This is a genomic window from Streptomyces sp. NPDC059668, assembly GCF_042734135.1.
GTDB lineage: Bacteria > Actinomycetota > Actinomycetes > Streptomycetales > Streptomycetaceae > Streptomyces.
The window spans coordinates 135,539-155,312 of sequence record NZ_JBHWEL010000003.1 but is presented as its reverse complement, the minus strand read 5'-3'; the positions used below and the strand labels follow the sequence as shown (position 1 = coordinate 155,312).

Below are 19,774 nucleotides of genomic sequence, written 5' to 3'. Positions count from 1 at the left end.
GGTGGACAACTCAAAGCGGCCCCGCTTCGGGCGGTGCTATCCCGGTGATGGGCCTCCGCGCGCTCCCACCGAGCCCCCCCCCCTATCCCCCGGCGCCGGGACTCGCTTTTTCCCGTCCGCTGCCGCGGGCCGCGGGCTCCCCATCTGACCTGGCCCCGGGTGTCCCTCCCGCGGAATCCTGGCCGAGCGGCGTCAGCGCGGTTGTGCGTGAGCACTCGGTGGGCGGGCCCCTCCCTCGCAGGGGGCGGACGAGCCGCGGCCCGGGACCGTCCGCCGCACCGCCGCTCGCTCGACCTCCCCCAGCCGGGTCGCCGGCGGTCTCACGGTCGATTCGCCGCGGTCACCGGGCGTGACACGACCGGGTTCTGCGGAGTCGGGGTCCGTCCGTCCGCCCGTTCGGGAGCGGCGGCGCAGGGCCTGGCACGGCGCCAGCCCTTAGGGGCCGGAGGCATGGCGGGGCAGGTCTTCCGGCCGACGTGGCGGCTGGCAGCCGTGGTCCGTGCCGTCGTGGATGACGGGCGGTCGGGCAGCCGGGTGCGGTGCCGGAACCGGCAGTCGGCGGCGGAGGGCGGTGTCCGCTCAGGCCGTCATCAGCGCGGCGGCCCGTTCCGCGATCGCGTAGACGGCGGCGTTGGTGTTCGCGGACGGGATGGACGGCATGACGGAGGCGTCGGCCACGCGCAGCCCCTGGACCCGGTGCACACGCAGATCGACTCCCACGACGGCGTCGTCGTCGGACCCCATGCGGCAGGTGCCCGCATAGTGGCTGTAGGACCGCAGGTTGCCGCGCAGGTAGGCCCGCAGATCCTGGTCGCGCACCGAACCGGGGCCCGGCAGGACCTCGCGCCCACGCCAGCTCGCGAGAGGCGCGCCGTTCCCGATCTCCCGCGCCGCGCGTAGCCCGCTGACCATGACGTCGAGGTCCCGGTCATCGTCGAAGTAGCGGGGATCGATCAACGGGGCGGTTCCGGGAGCCGCTCCGGCGAGACGGACGCTCCCTCGGCTGCGCGGGGTCATCAGCGCCACCAGGACGGTGTAACCCTCCCCGTCGCCCGGCCCCGGCAGGCCCTCGGCGCGCAAGGGCATGTCCACCAGCTGGAGTTGAACATCCGGGCCGGTGAGGTCCGGGCGAGTGCGGATGAAACCCTGGACCTCGGCATGGTTGTTCACGGTCGGCGGCACGGCACGCGCGGACTCGTAGACGATGCCGGACATGGGGTGGTCCTGGAGGTTCGCGCCCACGCCGGGCAGGTCGGCGGTGACGGGAACGCCGACGTCCCGCAGGTGCCGCGGTGAGCCGATGCCGGACAGCAGGAGGATCTGCGGGGACCCCACCGCTCCGGCGCAGAGAACCACCTCTCCCGTACAGCGCGCGACGACGACGTCCCCGCCGTGGGCGTACTCCACGCCCCCGCAGCGTCCGTGCGTGTCCAGGTGCACCCGGTGCACGAGGGCGTCGGTGACGATGCGCAGGTTGGGGCGGCTCATGACGGGCCCGAGATAGCCGTGCAAGGCGTCCTGCCGTCGTCCGTCGGCGATGCTCAGGTCACCCCATCCGAAGCCTTCCTCCAGACCGGCGCTGAGGTCTTGAACCTCCGGGTGTCCGGCCGCGACGGCAGCCCGCAGGAACGCCTCGGCCACCGGGTGCCGGTCCTGTGCCGGCCCCACCCGCAGCGGGCCGGACGTACCCCGCACGGCCGGGTCACGACCGGCGACCCCGCTCACGTTCTCGCTGCGTGCGAAATAGGGGAGAAGGTCGTCGTACCCCCAGCCCGGTGCTCCGGCCGCGGCCCACCCGTCGTAGACCGAGCGATGGCCTCGCAGGAAGTTCATGGCATTGATGGCGGAGCTGCCTCCGAGGCCCCGGCCCCGCGGCCACGGGACCTCCCTGTTCTCCGCCGCGGCCTGCGGGACCGTCCTGTTCGCCCAGTCGGCCTCCGTGCCGGACAAGGTCGGCCAGGCCGGCGGCGCGGCCACCGCTTCGGGCTGCTGTCTGCCACCCGCCTCCAGGAGACAGACACGGGTACGAGGGTCCTGCGACAGGCGCGCCGCCATCACGCAGCCCGCGGAACCGGCGCCGACGACGACGTGGTCGAACTCTTCGGTCGAGGGCATCCGCTCCTTCCTTCCTCCCTTCCTGTCCTCCTCTCCTCCTCCGCGAGCTCGTGGCGCGGGCGCCCCCGCGTCTCACACCGGCCGGCGTTTCAGATCGCGGGGTGCGGCCAGTGGGCGAGGCCGTCGGGGGTGGGTGCGTGCTGGGTGGCGTCCTGGGGCGAATCGTAGAAGTCGTAGATCGGCTGAAGGCTGTTGATCTCGAAGACCCTGCGTATCCGAGGGGAGGGGCAGGCGATGCGGAGCGAGCCCTGACAGGCTTTGATGCGTTTGGTGATGGCGACGACGGCGCCGAGCCCTGTGGAGTCGAGGAAGGGGACGAAGCACAGGTCCAGCACGAAATACCGGTGTCCTTGGTCGAGGAGGCCGATCGCCGCCTCACGCATCTGCGGCGCGGTGTGGAGATCGATCTCGCCGTCGACTTCGAAAACGGTCCAGCCGTTGAGCTCGTGGTGGCTGACGGCTATGGCGTGATTGCGGATGAGGTTGGTTCGCATCGCTGGCTCTTTCTCCGCGGGTGCAACAGGAGCCCCCGGCGACGCGCCTTTCGTGACACCGGTCGATACCGGCACATGTCGCCCTTCCTCCACCATACGAGCCCCCGGGCCGTGACGGCATCGTGGTCGCGGCCGAACTCGACCGGGTGAGGACGCTTCGATGCGGCTTCCCGGCCCACGCGGCCGCGACCACGTCCCCCCGTATGCTCATGGTCATGAGTGCCGCACAGCCCGTCCGCAGGCGCGACAGCGCCGCGACCCGGGAGGCGATCCTCGCCGCCGCGGTCGTCGAGTTCACCGAGCACGGCTATGCCGGAGCCGGGGTCCGGCAGATCGCCGGGCGGGCGGGCGTGACCGCGATGATGATCAACCGCTACTTCGGGTCGAAGGACCGTCTGTTCGCGCAAGTGGTGGACCGTGCCTTCAGCCCTCCGACCATCGTCGGCGACGAACGTCCCGGTCTGCCGCATGCCATCGCGCACACGCTCGTGGAGCGCACGGCGCCCGACGCCGAGCGGCTGGACCCGTTCCTGCTGCTGCTCCGGTCGGCACCGGACCCCGAGGCGGCCGACATCCTTCGACAGGGCATCGACGACCACGTGGGTGCCCGCCTCGCGGGGCTGCTCGGTGGTCGCGACGCGGACGTCCGGGCTCAGCTCGGACTCGCCCTGGTCGCGGGAACGTGGTTGCTGCGTACCGTCGTCGGCACCACGGCGCTCGCCTCGGCCGACGACGATCACCTCGTGGACCTTCTGACCAGCATGCTCGAACCGATCACCGGGGAGGCCGGCGCAACCTCAGCCCCAGCCCCAGATGCAGCCGCAGCCCCAGCCCCGGCGCCATCCCCTGCCGCTGCCCCCGACGCCGGGTCGAGCACCGGCGGCGCCGGGGGCGTCGGCTAGCCGTTCCGCGGCGGCGCGGACGTCCGGGGGCTGGACGCGGCGAGGGTACCGGGCCCGCCCGCGCGGCCCGCGGGGCCCGCGGGGCCTTCCGGTCAGAACGCGGAACGGATGAGTCCCCCGTCCACGCGGATGGTCGCGCCGCTGATGTACTGGGCGTGGTCGCTGCACAGGTACGCCACCGCCGCCGCGATCTCGGCCGGCTCGCCGAACCGTTCCTGGTCGTTCGGGATGAGCGCCCGCACGGCGTTGGGCTGGATCTCCTCCCACGACGCGCCCCATCCGCGCGCGGGTCCGATCTCGGTGACCAGGTCCTTGGTCGCCTCGACGAGGATCGCTCCGGGCGACACGACGTTCGAGGTGACACCGGTGCCCTTGAGGTCGCGGGCCAGCGACACCGCCAGGTTGTGCCTGGCCGCCAGGGTGGCGTTGTACTGCGGGTGGGTGTTCATCGGCTGGGAGGCGAGACCGCCACCGATCGTGATGACCCGTCCCCAACCGCGCTCACACATCGCCGGGACCAGGTGCTGGATCAGCCTGACGCCCGAGACGACATTGACGTTGTAGGTGTCGAGCCACTCGCCGGGGGTCGCCTCCGCCCATGACAGGTGCCGGTAGAAGCCCGCGTTGTTGACGAGGATGTCGACGGGGCCGTGTTCGGTCGCGGCCCGGGCGACCTCGGCGGCCGCCTCGTCGTCGGCCAGATCGCCCAGCACCGTGAAGGCCGCCCCGCCGTCCGCGCGGATCTCCCGCGCGACTTTCTCCGTGCGCTCCTTGTCCCGGCCGTGGACGACGACCGCCGCGCCCTCGGCCGCCAGCAGCTTCGCGGTGGCCTCGCCCAGCCCGGCGCTCGAACCGGTGACGAGCGCGCGCTTCCCGGTCACATTGAGATTCATGTCCTGCTCTTTCTCCTGGGTCTCCTGATGCCGTGACCGGCGCAGGAAGTGGGTTCTGCGAGTAAGTCTACACCTGTATACATCCGTGTCGCCGACCTCGATCCATGCGCTCGGCTGTCGGTCGGCGTGCCCGGCTACCGGTCGGTGCGTCCGGCCGTCGCTCGGCCCGCGCCGCGCGGCCCGTCGCGGTCGAGCGATCGGCCGCGACGAGGCACGCGACACGGCGGCGACTTTTCTGACCGGCAAGAGTCGATCCGTGGTGTCACATGCGCCACATGTCAGCACAATGATGAAGTGAATAATGCCAGTACTGCTACAGTGACGTTGCAGTTAGAGCGGAATGCGCCTAGGAAAGGGAAAGAAGTCATGACGACGACCTACGACCGGCTCTTTGTGGGCGGCTCCTGGATCGAGCCGAGCGACGCCGAGCTGCTGGAGATCCGTTCCCCGCACGACCAGTCCGTCGTCGCCCGCGCCGCCCAGGCCCGGCCCGCCGACGTGGACCGCGCGGTCGACGCCGCCAGGACCGCTTTCGAAGAGGGCGTGTGGAGGGACACTCCGCCCGCCGAGCGCCTGGCGCTCCTGCGGCGCTTCAACGCGTTGCGTGAGGCCGACGCGGAGAAGATCGCGGCCCTCATCACCGCGGAGAACGGCTCGGCCGGCTGGTTCACCCTGGCCGGACAGGGCGGCCTCACCAGGCTGGCCCACGGCTACTTCAAGGCGGCTGAGGAGTTCGGCTGGGAGGAGACGCTGGAGCCCTCCGACCCGGCGAACCCCTTCCGCAGCGTGGTGCGGCGGGAGGCGATCGGTGTCGTCGCCGCCGTCATCCCGTGGAACTCGCCGTTCTCCGCCGCCACCGCCAAGATCATCCCGGCACTGCTCGCCGGCAACTCCGTGGTCCTGAAGGTCTCCCCGGAGAATTCCCTGAGCATGGGCTTCCTCGCCGAGCTGCTGGAGCGGACCGGCTTCCCGCCGGGTGTGATCAGCGTCCTGCCCGCCGACCGCGAGACCAGTGAGTACCTGGTCTCCCACCCGGGTGTCGACAAGATCGCCTTCACCGGCTCCACCCGGGCGGGTCGGACCATCGCCTCCATCGCGGGACAGCAGCTCAAGCGCGTCAGCCTGGAACTCGGCGGGAAGTCCGCCGCGCTGATCCTCCCCGACGCCGACGTCCAAGAGGCCGTCCAGGGACTGAAGTTCGGCTCCCTGCTCAACAACGGCGAGGCGTGCATCGCGCAGACCCGCATCCTCGCGCCGCGGGGCCGGTACGAGGAGGTCGTCGCCGCGCTCAAGGAGATGGTCGAGTCCCTCCGGGTCGGTGACCCCCTCGACCCGGACACGTTCATCGGTCCGATGGTCCGCCGCGACCAGCAGCAGCGCGTCGTCGACTACATCGAGATCGGGATCAAGGAGGGTGCGCGCCTGGTCACCGGCGGCCCGCAGATCCCCGAGGGCCTGGAGGCCGGCAGCTACGTCACCCCGACCGTGTTCGCGGACGTCGACAACTCCATGCGCGTCGCCCAGGAGGAGATCTTCGGCCCCGTCCTGGTCGTCATCGCCTACGACGACGAGGACGACGCCGTCCGCATCGCCAACGAGTCCGAGTACGGGCTCTCCGGCGGTGTCTGGTCCGCCGACAAGGCCCGCGCGCTCGCCGTGGCCCGCCGGCTGCGGACAGGCACCGTCACCGTCAACGGCGCCCCCATCGGTTTCGACGGCCCCTTCGGCGGCTTCAGGAACAGCGGCCTCGGCCGCGAATACGGCGCCGTCGGCCTCGGCACGTACACCGAGTACAAGACCGTCACCATCGCCTGAGGCGCGACCGTCCCTCGGAGACGGGCGGGCACCACCGAATCGCCGGTCCTTGTGGGCCGTTGGTCGTTGGTCGTTGGCCGTCGGCCGTCGGCCGGGACACGAGGACCTCCGAGTGGTGCGGTTCCGGACGGCTCCACCACACCGGAGGTGCTCGCCCTTCAGCACCCCGAGGACCAACAGGTGTTGACGACGGTCGTGATCAACGCGCCTGGTTCACGGACGCCTCGACGATCGAGAAGACGGTCGGAGTCGGTACCACCCGGTCGAGGGTGAACCCGGCCCGTTCCAGCAGCGTGCGGAACTCCGGCTCGGTCCGCTCCCTGCCCGGCAGCATGCCGAGCATGGTCAGGTCCACCATCTTCATGATGTGCGGCGTGTCCCCGGGCGGAACCACGCCTTCCAGGACCAGCAGCCGGGCCCCCGGGTTCGCGGCCTTCCGGATCGACTCGAGAATGCGGGCGCCGGACTCGTCGTCCCAGTCGTGCAGGACGAGGCTGAGCACGTAGACGTCGGCCGCCGGCACCGACTCGAAGAAGTCACCCGCCGTGAACGTGATCCGGTCGCCCATGCCCTGCTCCGCCAGGCGCGAGACGGCCAGCGGCCGAACCGCCGGAAGGTCGAGGACCACGCCGGTACGGTCCGGCCGGTCGGCGAGCAGCTGGACCAGCACCGAACCGTCCGCGCCGCCGATGTCCGCCACCACCCGGCCGGGCGGAAGCTCGTACGCGTCGAACACGCCCTCCCGCAGCGCACCCGTCACGTCGGCCATCGCGCGGGTCATGAGGTCCGACCGCGCCGGGTCCTCGGACAGCCATGCGAACATCGGCTTGCCGAAGTACCGGGTGGCGCCCGGTACGCCGGTCCGTACCGTCTCCAGCAGCTCGGCGAACGGCCCGTAGTGCGTCTCCATCCACAGCTCGGCCACGGCCGCCAGCGAAGCCGGATGATCGCGGGACAGCAGCGCTCCCAGCGGCGTGGTCGCCACCAGATCGCCCTCGGTGCGGAACACGCCGACCATGGTCAGTGTGCGGACCAGCCGGGCGAGCGGGTCCGCCAGCGCGCCGCTTCGCTCCGCCAGGTCGGCGACGGTACGGGGACCGCCGTCCAGCAGCGTGCAGACGTCCAGCTTCGCGACGACGTAGAGGGCCTGCGAGACCTGGAAACCGCCGAGCAGCTGCGACATCACGACGGCGGGCGGTGGTGCGGGTGCGGACATGGAGGCCGGTCCTTTCGAAGGAGAGCGTGCGCGCACCAGTCTCCAGGCGGCCGGTTCCCGCGCCGTCCACGTCCGATGGACGTCCGCTTCCTCGCCGAGCGCCGCCGCCCCCGGCGTCGTCGGTCCGCTCCGCCGCCCCTGCCCGTCGGCGGGCGGCCTGGGACCGGTCCTGTCGCCCCGCGACGCGGTGCACGTCGCGCGGCGAGCGCGGCGCGGACGCGACGAACGTGCGGGCGCCGAGGCCTAGGGAGAACTCCGCCGAACGGGTGACGCGGCGCTCCTCGGTCGTGGGGTCCGACCCCGGCCCGCGCGCCGCCGAGCGTGGGCCGGGTGTCGGCCGGCGCGTGCGGCCCGAGGCCCGCGCCGGGCGCGAGCGCCGGAGGCGAGGAACCCCTTCGCCGGTGGGGCGACCGCCACGTCGTCACCGTCGCCTGAGGGGAGGCGCGGTGTCCGTCGCCGTCGTCTCAGGAGAGGCGCAGTGTCACGGACTTCCCGGGCGCGAGGGTGATCTGCTTGCGCAGGGTGCCGGCGCGCAGCTCGGTTCGGGTGCCGCCGACGCTCCGGACCGTGGCGGTGGTCGCCCTGCCGTCTCGCCAGGAGAAGTCCACCTCGAAGCCGCCCCGGGCGCCGATTCCGGTGACGGAACCCTTTGCCGACCAGGCCTGCGGCAACGCCGGCAGCAGTTCGATGACTCCCGGCCGTGAGTAGAGGACCATTTCCAGGGCCGCGGTGGGGCCACCGAGGTTCGCGTCGATCTGGAAGATCGTGTAACTGCCCTGGCTGTACATGTCGAACCAGTTGGCCGAGGTGCCGTTGCCGTTGTTCATCGACGGACGCAGGACGGTGAGGTAGAGCTGGTACGCCTTCTCGGCGTCCTTCAGACGCGACCAGCACAGCGACCGCCAGGCACAGGCCCAGCCGAAGCTGTCCATGCCCCGGGCGGTGAGCAACTTGCGTACGCCGTCGATCAGTTCGGGCGGGCTGGTGTCGGCGGCTATACGGTCACCCGGGTAGAAGCCGATGAGGGGCGACAGATGCCGGTGCGTGGTCTCACCGAGGTTGTCCGGGCTCATCCACTCCTCGAGCCAGCCGCTCTTCGGGCTGACCCGCGGAAGGTAGAGCCTGGCCCGCATCTCGTCGAGAGCCGCGGCGAGCTGCGCGTCCCGGTCCAGGACGCGGGCCGCGGTCGCGAACTCGCGGAAGAGTTCCCACGTCAGTTCCTGCGCGTACGTGTTGCCCTTGCCGTCCGGTCCGTGCTCGGGTGACCAGGACGTGTCGTCGATCAGCACCTCGCGCTCGGCACCGTCGGGGTCGGTGACCGTGGTGGTGACGAGCCGTGCCTTCCAGAACTCCGCGGCCCCCTTGAGCACCGGGTAGATGGTCTTGAGGTACGCGCGGTCCTGGGTGTACTCGTAGTGGCGCCACAGCGAGTTGCAGAGCCAGGCGTTGCCCGAGGGGTGCCAGGCCCAGCCGCTGCCGCCGTGGATGTTGGTCGAGAAGGCGATGGCCCAGCCGGCGATCTTGCCGCTGCTGTTGCGGAACCGGTTGTCGGGGTTGTTGTAGAGCCGCTGGGTGACGTCCGTCCAGACGGGCAGTTGGGACCGGCAGTACCGGGCGAGGGCCTCGGCGTTCTCGCCCAGCCCGGCCGGGTCGGCGAGCCAGTAGTTCATCTGGACGTTGATGTCCGTGTGGTAATCGGCGTACCAGTCGGGGTTGTTGTTGTGGATCCACAGTCCCTGGAGGTTCATGGGCAGCCAGTCCCTGGAACCGGTGATGGTCAGGTAGCGGCCGTACTGGACGTACGCCGCCTCCAGTTCCGGGTCCGGCGTGGACGCGTCGGTGTATCTGACGGCGATGCGCGACCAGGAGTCCAACGACCGTTGCACCGTCGAGGAGTTGCCCAGGTCGATCGTGAAGCGGTCGTACAGGCGCCGGTAGTCGTCCACGTGCGTGCCGAGCAGGGTGGTGCCGGACACCTTCGCCGCGGCGGAGACCTTCGTGCGGGCCACGGCGAGCGGGTCGGTGGACGGCTCGCGGAAGTCCTTGCCCGCGTCGGCCGAGTAGTCGGTGCCTCCGCACAGGACGATCAGCAGTTCACGGCACCCGGAGAAGGACAGCTTGCCCGCGTCCACGGAGATCTTCCCCGTGCTGCTGACCGCGCTCACCGAAGCCGCGTACCGCAAGCCGTTCTTCAACGTACCGGCGAACGAGAGCTGCCGCCCGGCGGCCGAGGTGGACTCACCGTGGGTGCCCTCCAGCGAGATGGTGCCGGTATGGCTCCCGTCCCCGGTGAGTCTGATGACGACGACGTCGTCCGGATGGCTGGCGTAGGCCTCTCGGCGGAAGCGGGCCCCGCGGTGGCGGTAGGTCGCGGACACGACACCGTTGCTCAGGTCGAGGCTGCGTCTGTAGTCACTGATCGTCCGGGTCGTGTGGTCCGGCAGCGTGATCCGGAGCTTGGCCAGGAGCCCGAAGCTGCCGAAGTCGTCGGGCCCGTAGGGGAGTTGGCCGTCATCCGTGAGGGTGTCGTTGCGTCCGCCGCTCCAGAACGAGCCGTCCGTGAGGTAGAGGAAGTCGTCCGCCGGGTCGCAGCCGACCAGAGCGCCCAGCCGGCCGTTGCCCAGGGGCAGGGCCTCCTGGATGACGCGTGACTCGGCGGCCGGCGTGCGATACCAGAGGGTGGTCGCCTCGGCCTCCGGAACGAGGGGCACGTGGGTGGGGCGGTCGGGAGCGGCGTGTGCGACGAACGGCGGCATACCGCCGAAAGCCGCGAGGCCACCACCAGCAGCGCCGGTGAGGCGCAGGAAGTCACGACGAGAGGAAGAGGGCACGGCACAGGGTCCCTTCAGCGGGAGGCGCGCAAGATTAATTCATAAAATATGAGCCAGATCTTTGTCGCGTCAATGGTCGAGCGCATCATTGATCCCACCTATGTGCGGTGCATTTCTGAATAAAGGGGATCTGCATCGACAAAGACGGTCCACTCATCCGATGAAACGTAGGGAACGGTGGTCCGGACCGGGTGAGGACGCCCCGGCTGCGTATCATCGCCCCGTGACGATCACCGTGCGGAAGTCTCGTCCCGACGACCACCGCGCGATCCTGTCCCTGATGGACGAGGCGCGCGGACTGAACCTCGGTGACGAGGAACGGGCGCGGCGCGGGTTCGTGCAGGGGGTCATGAACCAGGAGGTCCTCGACCGCTTCCAGGAGGGTCCCGGCGTCTTCGTCGCCGAGGAGGCCGGTGAACTCGCCGGATTCGCGATGACGAGCGAACCGGTCGGCCTGCCGTCAGGACACCCGGCCGCTGCCGCCGTCGAAGCGGTACTCCGGGCGGCGGAGGGCCGCGATCCCGGAAGGCTGTTCCTCTACGGTCCCGTCGCGGTCGACGTCCGCTTCCAAGGCCGCGGCGTACTGACGAAGTTGCTCGTCGCGCTGAGCCGTGAACTCGAGGGCGCCTTCGATCTGGGCGTCGCCTTCGTGGAGACGTCGAACGAGCGCTCCTTGGCCGTGCACCGGCACTACGGGATGCGAGAGGCGGCGTCCTTCGAGGTGGCCGGGCGCTCCTACGTGGCGTTCACCTTCACGCCCGCGTCCTTCGCGCGGCGGGATTCCTGACCCGGCGCCGGCCCTGCGTCCGGCATCCGGCATCGGGCATCCGGCAGCCGGCCGCCGACGTGCGACCGTCGGAGGGCGGGCGGAACCCTCGAAGAAGTTGAACCTTCCACTTCGGCCACCTGCGTCGCATCGATTGCGTGACTGGCCAGACCGGTGATGCCGGTATCCGCGCCTCTTGAGCGGTGGGGAGAGATCCCGTCAGGCGGGCCCCTTGTTCCGGCCGTGCCCGCGCGGAATCACCTGACTGGCCTATATGGTGGGAAAAGTCTATGAAGTAGCGCAAATCAGTCGAACCTACTCACCGGATCCGCCCCCAAGAGGGGCTCGAGTCGTTTAGCGACCCGTCCGGAGGAGGACGCGATGACGGACGTGGCGAGCAGGCGGGACGTGGACGAGCGCCCCGCGATCATCGAACGGGTCGTGACACTCGACGTGAACGGCCGTCCCTACACGCTTCGCCTGGACACCCGGGTCACCCTGTTGGACGCCCTGCGCGACCGGCTGGGCCTGGTGGGCACGAAGAAGGGTTGTGACCAGGGAGCCTGTGGCGCGTGCACGGTCCATGTGGACGGCCGCAGAGTGCTGTCCTGCCTGACCCTGGCGGCGCAGGCCGAGGGCCGCGCGATCACCACCGTCGAAGGCGTCTCCGGGCCCGACGGACCACACCCGGTGCAGCAGGCGTTCATGGAGCACGACGCCTTCCAGTGCGGCTTCTGCACTCCCGGGCAGATCATGTCCGCGGTGGCTCTCCTGGCCGAAGGCCGGGCGGGCTCCGACGAGGAGATCCGGGAGTTCATGAGCGGCAACCTGTGCCGTTGCGGCGCCTATCCCAACATCGTGGCCGCCGTACGCGACGTGGCGTCCCGAGGAGGCCGCGATGCGGACCTTTGACTACGTGCGGGCCGCCGACACCCAGGAAGTCGTGCGGTTGCTGGCGGACGACCCGGCCGCGTCGTGTCTGGCGGGCGGTACCACGCAGCTGGACCTGATGAAGGACGGGGTCCTGGAGCCACCGCGGCTGATCGACATCACCCGGCTCCCCCTCCACGGCATCGAACGACGAGGCGAATCCCTTCATGTGGGGGCGCTCGTGACCATGGAGGAACTGGCCGCCGATCCCACGGTGGCCGAGCGGCTGCCCGTGGTGCGCGAGGCGCTGCTGCTGGGAGCCTCGGTGCAGCTGCGGAACATGGCCACCATCGGAGGCAACCTGCTTCAGCGCACACGCTGCCGCTACTTCCGCGACCCCACGGTCCAGGCGTGCAACAAGCGTGCCCAGGGCTCCGGTTGCGCCGCCGTCGAGGGCGTGGCACGCATGCACGCCGTACTCGGTGCGAGCGAGCGGTGCATCGCGCTGCACGCCTCGGATCTCGCCGTCGCCCTGGTGGCGCTCGACGCGCTCGTGCACATCCAGGGGGTGTCGGAGCGTCGCACCGTGCCACTGACGGAGTTCTATGTGACGGCGGACGAGAGCCCGCAGCGCGAGAACGTCCTGGAGCACGCCGAGCTGATCACCGAGGTCGAGATCCCGCTGCCACCGGCGGCCGCGAATTCGGGCTACCTCAAGGTCCGCGACCGGACGTCGTACGAGTTCGCCCTCACCTCCGCCGCCGTACTGCTCCTCATGGACGAAGGCACGATCCGGCGCGCCCGGGTCGGCCTCGGCGGGGTGGGGACGAAGCCCTGGCGGGCCTACGAGGCCGAGCACGTGCTGACGGGCGCGCCGGCCACGACCGCCACGTTCACGGACGCGGCCGAGGCGACGATGCGCGATGCCTTCACCGTCCCCGGCACGGCGTTCAAGGTGCCACTGGCCCGCCGCACGCTGGTGCGCGAGCTGCAGACAGTCTCAGGAGTGACGGCATGAGCACCGTCGAGAGCAGGCCGCTGGTCGGCGCGGGCGTCAACAGGGTCGACGGCCCGAAGAAGGTCACCGGAACCGCCCCGTACCCGATGGACTTCAGCATTCCCGGACAGGCCTACGGCGCCGTGGTGCAGTCCACCGTCGCCGCGGGCCGCATCGTGCGCATGCACACCGAGGCCGCCGAAGGCGCGCCGGGCGTGCTGGCCGTGATCACCCACGACAACGTCCCGTCGGTCGGCACGGGCCCGACGACGGTGCTCGGGGCTTCGCCCCCGCCGCCATTCAGGAACGACCGGATCCTGCACCACGGGCAGCACATCGCCTTCGTGGTGGCCGAGACCCCGGAGCAGGCCACGGCCGCGGCGCGCCTGGTGCGGGCCGACTACGAGGTCGAGGAACCACTGCTCGACCTCAGGGACCCACGGGCCGAACAGGTCCTCGATCCATGGGAGATGGACACCTCCCGCGGCGACCCCGGTGCGGCGCTGGAGTCCGCCGAGGTGACCGTCAGGCGCACGTACACGACGGCCGACAACACCAACAACCCCCTCGGCCTCTTCGCGACGCTCGCCGTGTGGGAGGGCGACACCCTCACCGTCCACGACACCAGCCAGTGGCCGTCCATGGTGCGCACCACCCTGGCCATGGTCTTCGGCATCCCCGAGAGCTCGGTACGGGTCCTGGTGCCCTACGTCGGCGGAGGCTTCGGCGCCGGACTGCGCGTGTGGCCGCACTTGATCCTGACCGCCATCGCCGCCCGGATGCTCAAGCGACCCGTCAAGCTGGTCCTGACCCGGCCGCAGATGTTCACCTCCGTCGGGCACCGGCCCAGCGGGGTGCAGCGGCTGAGCGTAGGTGCCACGCGCGAGGGCGACCTGGTCGCCGTCGACCACCGCAGCCTCATCTCCCTGAGCATGGAGGACACCGACTTCGAGCCGTTCTCCTCCGGAACCGCCTTCGCCTATCGGTGCCCCAACGTCATCACACGGGACCGGCAGGCGCGGATCAACATCGCGGTGCCGACGTCCATGCGTGCCCCCGCCGAGGCGCAGGGCAACTTCGCGCTGGAGTCGGCGCTCGACGAACTGGCCTACACCCTGGGCATGGACCCCCTGGACCTGCGGGTGCGCAACCACACCGACGTCGATCCGCGCAACGGGCTGCCCTGGACGGGCAAGGCGATCCTGGAGTGCTACGAGGCCGGCGCGCGCCGCTTCGGCTGGTACGACCGGAACCCCGAGCCGCGCTCGATGCGCGACGGGAACTGGCTCGTCGGCTACGGGATGGCGAGCGCGATGTTCCCCTACTTCGCGCAGCCCTGCGCGGCGCAGGCCACCGTCAACAGCGACGGCAGCGCGCTGGTGCGCAGCGCGGCCACGGACATCGGCACCGGCACGTACACCGTGATGGCCCAACTGGCCGCCGAGGAGATGGGTCTGCCCCTGGACCTGGTCCGATTCGACCTGGGTGACTCCGACATGCCCAACTCGATGATGGCGGGCGGCTCCGGTCTGACCGGCGCGCTGGGCAACGCCGTCCACGACGCCTGTCAGCGCCTGGTGCGCTCCTTCGCCGAACTCGCGGCCGGTGACGCCGACTCGCCGCTGCGAGGGGTGTCACCGGACGACGTGGAGTGCGGCGGAGGCAGGGTCCACCCGGCCGGCCGACCGGACCGCGGGGAGTCGTACGTCGACATCCTCGCCCGGCACGGCATGTCCGAACTCACGGCGTACGGGAACAGCACGCCGCCGACCGCGACCGAGCTGGGCATGTCCCCGGCCGGTGCGTACGGCGCGAAGTTCGTGGAGGTCCGGGTGGACGCGGACCTCGGACTCATCCGCGTCGCGCGGGTGGTCTCCGCGATCGACGGCGGCCGCATCCTCAACGCGAAGACGGCCCGGAGCCAGATCATCGGCGGCACGGTCGGCGGCATCGGCATGGCCCTGTACGAGGACACCGTCACCGACCCGCACACCGGCCGCATCGCCAACGGAACCTTCGGCGACTACCTCATCGCGGTCAACGCCGACGTCCCCGAGCTGGACGTGATCTTCGTCGGCGAGCCGGACCGCGGCAGCGCCACGGGGACCAAGGGTGTCGGCGAGGTCGGCCTGGTCGGTATCGCACCCGCGATCTCCAACGCGGTGTACCACGCGACGGGGAAGCGTCTGCGCGATCTGCCGATCACCCCCGACGCCCTGCTGTGAAGGTCCGCAGGACGCCCTCCGGGGGGAGGTCCGTCCCCCCGGCGTCACTCGGCGTCGGCTGCCGGACGGCGGGTCGTCCCGGGCCCGGCCGCCTCGTGGACTTCAGGGCGGCCGGCCGTCGGTGACGTGGCTGTGGGCGGCGTGTCCCGCGACGCGGGAAGGGTCCGTCCCAGTCGTGCGAGCGGGGACAGGACCATCACCGCCGGTGACAGCATCATGCCCGCTGCCGTCAGCAGGAGGCTGCTGCGCGACCCCCACTCCTCCGCGAGGAATCCGCCGAGCAGGGAGCCGAGCGGGGTCAGCCCCATGCCCACAAAGGTGATCGTCGCGGCCGCGCGGCCCTGCATCCCGTCGGGAGTGACGGCCTGCCGGACGGCCATGACCGTGACGTTCACCAGTTGGCTGCCGGCCCCGAACACGAAGCCGATCGCGAGGAGCGCGGCAACCGTCACCGGGGAGGAGCCGTGCAGCGCGGGCACCCACAGGAAGGCGCCGTCCCCGAGTACCGCCGCGGACACGAGCACCGCGCCGTGACCGAACCGGTTCGGCAGGCGCGCGGCCAGCAGCGAGCCCAGGAGCGCGCCGGGTCCCGCCGCGGCGAGGGCCAGCCCCACGACGGTGCCTGACAGACGCAGTTCCCGCGGCAGGAAGAGAAGATAGACGGTCGTCGTCGCGGCGAAGGAGAACTGGAAGGCGGCCGAGGCCAGGCACACCGTCCGAAGCACGGTGTCGCCGACGACGAAACGCAGGCCCTCATGAATGCGCCGCCAGACCCGAGGGGGCCGTTCGGAACGCTCCGGGACCGATTCGATCCGCCGGATCCGCCGGATCGACAGGAACGACAGCGCGAAGAACAGCGCGCCGGAGGCGGCGGCGACCGGCGCCGACAGCAGGGACACCAACGCTCCGCCGAGAGCGGGACCGGCGGTCTGCGCCGCGGACCGGCTGCCCTCCAGCGCGCTGTTGCCCCGCACCAACCGGTCGCGTTCCACCAGCCGTACGAGCGAGGCCTGGTACGCCACGTCGAAGAACACGGACAGGGCCCCGACGGCGAACGCGAGCGCCAGCAGGCCCGGCAGGCCGAGCCGGCCGAGGAGACCGGCCACGGCGGCGCCGCCCAGGGCCAGGGCCCGGCCGACGTCCGTGAGCACCATCGTCGTGCGGGTCCGCCACCTGTCCACCCACGCGCCGACGAACAACGACAGCAGCAGGACCGGCGCCTGCCCCACCGCGCGCAGGAGGCCCAACTGGCCCGCACTGGCGTGGAGCGTGACGACGGCGAAGAGCGGCAGCATAACCAGACTCGCGTGTTCGCCGAGTTGGGACGCTGTCTGCCCCGTCCAGAGTCTGCGGAAGTCGACGTCCCGCCACAGGCTTGACGCGGCAGGGCGACCGGAATCGGACACGGCGGAGGAAGCGGGCGGCACGGGAATCCCTTGTTTGCCGGCAAGGAGGCCCGCCACCGAGCACACGCAAGATGCGCCGGCGGTCCGGGCAGGGGCAGTTCGCCGTGCCGCACCATCAGAGGCAGCACGCGATGACGGGCCGCTCACGGCCCACGACGTCAGCGCGCGCTCGGAGAACCGGCCACGTCTCAGCTCCTTGTAGGTCACTCGGTAGGTCACTCGCCCGCGCCCAGACCGTAGCCCTCGGCGTCCCGGCGCGAAAGGCATTTTCGGTCCGCCGGCGGGGCGGGACCCCCGCCGTGCGAGCCTCGGCGAGGTGACGCCCCCCATGGGGCGAGGCAGGTCGGGTTCAGGGAACTCGGCGGAGAGCACCGCCCGGCGTGGTCACGGAGCCGGTACGCGGACCCTGTGGTCCTTGCCGAGTCCGTGGAGCGGGCACGGCTGCCCGGGTTCCCGCGGACACAGGACCCAGAGGTCCGACACCGTCGCCCGGTAGAGGCGGTACGGGGCCGGCTCGGTCACCTCCTGTCGGGTGAAGGACGTGACGCCTCCATCGTCGGGCCGCGGATAGACCTCCAGCGCGCGGTCGACGTCGCGGCCCGACAACTCGCGTGCCTCCCCGACCGCGTACACCGCGCGGCCGTGGTACGGCGCGACGGTGGAGTCGAAGATGACGATGCTCACCTGCGGACGCCCGGCGAGATGACGGGAGTGCTGGGCGTCGGGGGCGGACAGCCAGTAGAACTCGCGGTCGCCTCCCGGGGCGAAGTAGACCGGGGACGTCCACGGGTGGCCGTCCCGGTCGGCCGTGCCCAGGATCAGGTAGAGGTTGGCGTCGATGATGGCCCGCGCGTGGGCCGTGAGGCCGCCGTCTGTCATGACACGAACTCCTTCGTGAATCGCGCACCACCGTGGTGCCGGGGCTCAACCACATCACCGTGGGGCACGCGACGGCTCACCTGGTCCGGTCCGGCGGCCCGTGGCCGCACTGCCGGCGCTGCTCCACCGTGCCATGGTCCGGGGTGGGCAACGCCGCGTGCGAGGTGGTGACTTGCGCGATGCGGGTGCGTTCTCAGACTGCTACCAGGGCACTTCCCCGTTCTCGTCCTGGAAGGTTCCCGTCGGACCGTCGGCGTCTAGCGTGGCGAGACGCACGACGACCCCGGCGCTCTCCTCCGGCGGCCTTCCGACACCGAACGCCGCGGTCAGGTCGGTCGCGGTGGTGCCGGGCTCGACCGCGTTGAACTTGATGCCGGGCTGGGACTTGGCGTACTGAACCGTGAGCATGGTGGCCGCCGACTTGGACGCGGAGTACAGCGCCAACGGAAGGCTGAACTCCGGCCGGTCCGGATTCGTCACCGCCCAGAACGACCCGGCGCTGCTCGAAACGGTGACCACGGTCGGGTTCGAGGACCTGCGCAGCAGGGGAAGCGCCGCCTCCGTGACCCGTACGACCCCCACCGCGTTGGTGTCGAAGGCCCGTAGCGCCGTGGGACCGTCGGTGACTCCGTCCCCCAGGACGCCCGCGTTGTTCACCAGGACGTCGAGCCGCCCCTCGGCCGAGTCGATCGTCGCGAGAGCGCGGCTCACCGATGCGTCGTCGGTCACGTCGAGCTGCACGAACCGCGCGCCGAGCGTCGCCGCCGCCTTCTCGCCCCGCTCGACGTCACGGGCGCCGATGTAGACGACGTGGCCCAGCGCCAGAAGCTGTCGGGCCGTCTCGAATCCGATGCCCTTGTTGGCCCCGGTGATCAGTGTGATGGTCATGCGTGTCCTCATGAGTCGTGCGGCCCGGGTGGGCCGATGGTGATGTCCGGAACGCTCTTCGAACTGGTCGCGCTGATCCCGGAGGTCAGCCCGCGAGCTGCCGGAGAAGTTCGCCGGCGTCGTGCAGAGCGGTCATGTGCACGAACCGCCCGTCGCGGACCTGATAGATGGCGTACTCGACGATCTCGAACGAGGTGCCGGTGGGGGCGACACCGAGCCATTCCTTCACCGGGGTCCCCGTGTTGACCAGGCGCGCGGCCAGACGGTCACCGTCGAAGAGCAGTTCCTTCAGTTCCCAGTGGAGGTCCGGAACCGCGTCCACGTCATGCTTCTGAACCGCGACGAGATCGTCCCGGGTGGCCGGTTCGCCGTTCAGGGTGGTGCGGTCGTCGATGAACTCGTCCATGCCGTCGAACTCGTGGGCGTTGAGCGCCTCGATGTAGCGCAGGTAGAAAGCGCGCAGATCACTGTCGGACATGAGGTCGACCCTTCTGAAGGGCAGCTCCTGACCGGGGCTGCCCTCGCCTCTCCGGTCTGCTTGTCGGCTCGGATGCCGGTCCCTCGAGCTCGTTGGCCCGGGTCCGGGAGAGCGACCGGGTGGCGGCCTGGGTCGCCGCGTACGAGAGGCGGTCCTTCCCTCCAGCACTCCCACGGGAGCAGTCCCTTCGACTTGTGCAGCGATCGCTACGGAAGTCCGAGGTTAGCACTTCTGTAGTGATCGATGCAGAAGGGGTAGGATGGGGGAGTGGAGACGAAACAGAGCGGCCCCGTCGGCCGACCGCGGGGGTTCGACGCCGACGAGGCTCTTGAGCGCGCCATGCTGGTCTTCTGGCAGCACGGCTACGAGGGGGCCAGCACGGCCGGCCTGACGAACGCGATGGGCATCTCCACCACCAGCATGTACGCCGCCTTCGGCAACAAGCAGGCGCTGTTCCGCAAGGTCCTGGAGCGCTACACCGAAGGCCCGAGCGCGTACCTGGCCCGGGCCATGGAGGAGCCCACCGCCCTCGGCGTCGCCACCGCGATCCTGGCCGGCACCGTTCGGACCACCACCCGCCCGGCCAGTCCGAACGGCTGCCTGGGTGTCCAGGGAGCCCTGACCACCAGCGACTCCGGGCAGGAGGTCCGTGACCTCCTCGTCGCCTGGCGCAACAGCGGCTACTCCCTCGTCCGGGAGCGGTTCCAGCGAGCCGTCGACGACGGTGACCTGCCTCCGCGGACCGATCCGGGGCTACAGGCCCGCTACGTCACCACCCTCGCCTACGGCATCGCCGTACAGGCCGCGAGCGGAGTCGGCCGCGACGAACTCCAGGAACTGGCCGACGCCGCCCTGCGGAACTGGCCCCTCTCCTGAGGCCCGCCCGGCACCCCACGCCGGCTCGTTCGCCTGTGGCGCGCACCACCCGGCCCGCCCCGCGGTGCCACAGAGCCGGCGGGGCGACGACGGGCAGGCGCCCGGGCCGCTGGGCAGAGGCCG

The 19,774-nt window shown here is 70.9% G+C and carries 16 protein-coding genes; 7 read left to right on the top strand and 9 right to left on the bottom strand.

Going from position 1 to position 19,774, the window contains the following annotated elements; genetic code table 11:
* Window positions 1–579: 579 nt before the first annotated feature.
* Both ACFV2J_RS04375 and ACFV2J_RS04370 read right to left on the bottom strand, forming a co-directional pair.
* Window positions 580–2,115: a GMC family oxidoreductase gene (locus tag ACFV2J_RS04375; RefSeq protein ID WP_385097328.1), complete on the bottom strand. Its 1,536-nt coding sequence runs from the start codon at window positions 2,113–2,115 to the stop codon at window positions 580–582.
* An 89-nt stretch (window positions 2,116–2,204) separates the two neighbouring features.
* The gene (locus ACFV2J_RS04370) at window positions 2,205–2,609 is read right to left on the bottom strand and encodes an STAS domain-containing protein (protein WP_385097331.1); all 405 of its coding nucleotides are present in this window, start codon (window positions 2,607–2,609) and stop codon (window positions 2,205–2,207) included.
* Window positions 2,610–2,824: 215 nt separating this feature from the next.
* Between ACFV2J_RS04370 and ACFV2J_RS04365 the strand changes: the two genes are divergently transcribed.
* On the top strand, window positions 2,825–3,511 hold the full coding sequence (locus ACFV2J_RS04365; RefSeq protein ID WP_385437271.1) for a TetR/AcrR family transcriptional regulator: 687 nt from the start codon (window positions 2,825–2,827) through the stop codon (window positions 3,509–3,511).
* Between the two features lie 92 nt (window positions 3,512–3,603).
* On the opposite strand, the gene ACFV2J_RS04360 is transcribed toward ACFV2J_RS04365, so the two are convergent.
* The gene (locus tag ACFV2J_RS04360; protein ID WP_385096484.1) at window positions 3,604–4,404 is read right to left on the bottom strand and encodes an SDR family NAD(P)-dependent oxidoreductase; all 801 of its coding nucleotides are present in this window, start codon (window positions 4,402–4,404) and stop codon (window positions 3,604–3,606) included.
* A gap of 366 nt (window positions 4,405–4,770) precedes the next feature.
* Between ACFV2J_RS04360 and ACFV2J_RS04355 the strand changes: the two genes are divergently transcribed.
* Window positions 4,771–6,219, top strand: coding sequence for an aldehyde dehydrogenase (locus ACFV2J_RS04355; RefSeq protein ID WP_385096481.1), 1,449 nt, complete (start codon window positions 4,771–4,773; stop codon window positions 6,217–6,219).
* 199 nt (window positions 6,220–6,418) lie between these two features.
* Here ACFV2J_RS04355 and ACFV2J_RS04350 read toward each other — a convergent pair whose 3' ends face one another.
* Together ACFV2J_RS04350 and ACFV2J_RS04345 are read right to left on the bottom strand one after the other, a co-directional pair.
* Complete coding sequence (locus ACFV2J_RS04350) at window positions 6,419–7,435, bottom strand: methyltransferase (protein ID WP_385096478.1); 1,017 nt, start codon at window positions 7,433–7,435, stop codon at window positions 6,419–6,421.
* Window positions 7,436–7,899: 464 nt separating this feature from the next.
* Complete coding sequence (locus ACFV2J_RS04345) at window positions 7,900–10,266, bottom strand: glycoside hydrolase N-terminal domain-containing protein (protein ID WP_385090322.1); 2,367 nt, start codon at window positions 10,264–10,266, stop codon at window positions 7,900–7,902.
* Between the two features lie 223 nt (window positions 10,267–10,489).
* Here ACFV2J_RS04345 and ACFV2J_RS04340 point away from each other — a divergent pair, with 223 nt between their 5' ends.
* The 4 genes from ACFV2J_RS04340 (at window position 10,490) to ACFV2J_RS04325 (ending at window position 15,124) form a co-directional block, all read left to right on the top strand.
* Window positions 10,490–11,053: a GNAT family N-acetyltransferase gene (locus ACFV2J_RS04340; protein WP_385090325.1), complete on the top strand. Its 564-nt coding sequence runs from the start codon at window positions 10,490–10,492 to the stop codon at window positions 11,051–11,053.
* Between the two features lie 360 nt (window positions 11,054–11,413).
* Window positions 11,414–11,944: a (2Fe-2S)-binding protein gene (locus tag ACFV2J_RS04335; RefSeq protein ID WP_385090328.1), complete on the top strand. Its 531-nt coding sequence runs from the start codon at window positions 11,414–11,416 to the stop codon at window positions 11,942–11,944.
* On the top strand, window positions 11,931–12,920 hold the full coding sequence (locus tag ACFV2J_RS04330) for an FAD binding domain-containing protein (RefSeq protein ID WP_385090331.1): 990 nt from the start codon (window positions 11,931–11,933) through the stop codon (window positions 12,918–12,920). The genes ACFV2J_RS04335 and ACFV2J_RS04330 overlap by 14 nt, the downstream gene beginning before the upstream one ends.
* Window positions 12,917–15,124, top strand: coding sequence for a xanthine dehydrogenase family protein molybdopterin-binding subunit (locus ACFV2J_RS04325; protein WP_385090334.1), 2,208 nt, complete (start codon window positions 12,917–12,919; stop codon window positions 15,122–15,124). Before ACFV2J_RS04330 ends, ACFV2J_RS04325 begins: the two co-directional genes overlap by 4 nt.
* A gap of 44 nt (window positions 15,125–15,168) precedes the next feature.
* On the opposite strand, the gene ACFV2J_RS04320 is transcribed toward ACFV2J_RS04325, so the two are convergent.
* The 4 genes from ACFV2J_RS04320 to ACFV2J_RS04305 form a co-directional block, all read right to left on the bottom strand.
* Window positions 15,169–16,551, bottom strand: coding sequence for an MFS transporter (locus ACFV2J_RS04320; protein ID WP_385437265.1), 1,383 nt, complete (start codon window positions 16,549–16,551; stop codon window positions 15,169–15,171).
* Between the two features lie 363 nt (window positions 16,552–16,914).
* The gene (locus tag ACFV2J_RS04315; protein WP_385090336.1) at window positions 16,915–17,409 is read right to left on the bottom strand and encodes a pyridoxamine 5'-phosphate oxidase family protein; all 495 of its coding nucleotides are present in this window, start codon (window positions 17,407–17,409) and stop codon (window positions 16,915–16,917) included.
* Window positions 17,410–17,610: 201 nt separating this feature from the next.
* Entirely contained in the window at window positions 17,611–18,297 is a 687-nt protein-coding gene (locus ACFV2J_RS04310; protein WP_385437263.1) for an SDR family NAD(P)-dependent oxidoreductase, read from the bottom strand.
* An 85-nt stretch (window positions 18,298–18,382) separates the two neighbouring features.
* The gene (locus ACFV2J_RS04305; protein WP_385090345.1) at window positions 18,383–18,775 is read right to left on the bottom strand and encodes an ester cyclase; all 393 of its coding nucleotides are present in this window, start codon (window positions 18,773–18,775) and stop codon (window positions 18,383–18,385) included.
* Between the two features lie 267 nt (window positions 18,776–19,042).
* Between ACFV2J_RS04305 and ACFV2J_RS04300 the strand changes: the two genes are divergently transcribed.
* A complete protein-coding gene (locus tag ACFV2J_RS04300; RefSeq protein ID WP_385090348.1) occupies window positions 19,043–19,651 on the top strand; it encodes a TetR/AcrR family transcriptional regulator in 609 nt (202 codons plus the stop codon).
* The last annotated feature ends 123 nt before the right edge of the window (window positions 19,652–19,774 follow it).

Excerpts from the sequence above, each read along its gene's own strand:
- ACFV2J_RS04355 (WP_385096481.1), top strand. The coding sequence starts at position 4,771 with ATGACGACGACCTACGACCGGCTCTTTGTGGGCGGCTCCTGGATCGAG.
- ACFV2J_RS04375 (WP_385097328.1), bottom strand. The coding sequence starts at position 2,115 with ATGCCCTCGACCGAAGAGTTCGACCACGTCGTCGTCGGCGCCGGTTCC.
- ACFV2J_RS04365 (WP_385437271.1), top strand. The coding sequence starts at position 2,825 with ATGAGTGCCGCACAGCCCGTCCGCAGGCGCGACAGCGCCGCGACCCGG.
- ACFV2J_RS04315 (WP_385090336.1), bottom strand. The coding sequence starts at position 17,409 with ATGACAGACGGCGGCCTCACGGCCCACGCGCGGGCCATCATCGACGCC.
- ACFV2J_RS04370 (WP_385097331.1), bottom strand. The coding sequence starts at position 2,609 with ATGCGAACCAACCTCATCCGCAATCACGCCATAGCCGTCAGCCACCAC.
- ACFV2J_RS04350 (WP_385096478.1), bottom strand. The coding sequence starts at position 7,435 with ATGTCCGCACCCGCACCACCGCCCGCCGTCGTGATGTCGCAGCTGCTC.
- ACFV2J_RS04310 (WP_385437263.1), bottom strand. The coding sequence starts at position 18,297 with ATGACCATCACACTGATCACCGGGGCCAACAAGGGCATCGGATTCGAG.
- ACFV2J_RS04305 (WP_385090345.1), bottom strand. The coding sequence starts at position 18,775 with ATGTCCGACAGTGATCTGCGCGCTTTCTACCTGCGCTACATCGAGGCG.
- ACFV2J_RS04335 (WP_385090328.1), top strand. The coding sequence starts at position 11,414 with ATGACGGACGTGGCGAGCAGGCGGGACGTGGACGAGCGCCCCGCGATC.
- ACFV2J_RS04325 (WP_385090334.1), top strand. The coding sequence starts at position 12,917 with ATGAGCACCGTCGAGAGCAGGCCGCTGGTCGGCGCGGGCGTCAACAGG.
- ACFV2J_RS04360 (WP_385096484.1), bottom strand. The coding sequence starts at position 4,404 with ATGAATCTCAATGTGACCGGGAAGCGCGCGCTCGTCACCGGTTCGAGC.
- ACFV2J_RS04330 (WP_385090331.1), top strand. The coding sequence starts at position 11,931 with ATGCGGACCTTTGACTACGTGCGGGCCGCCGACACCCAGGAAGTCGTG.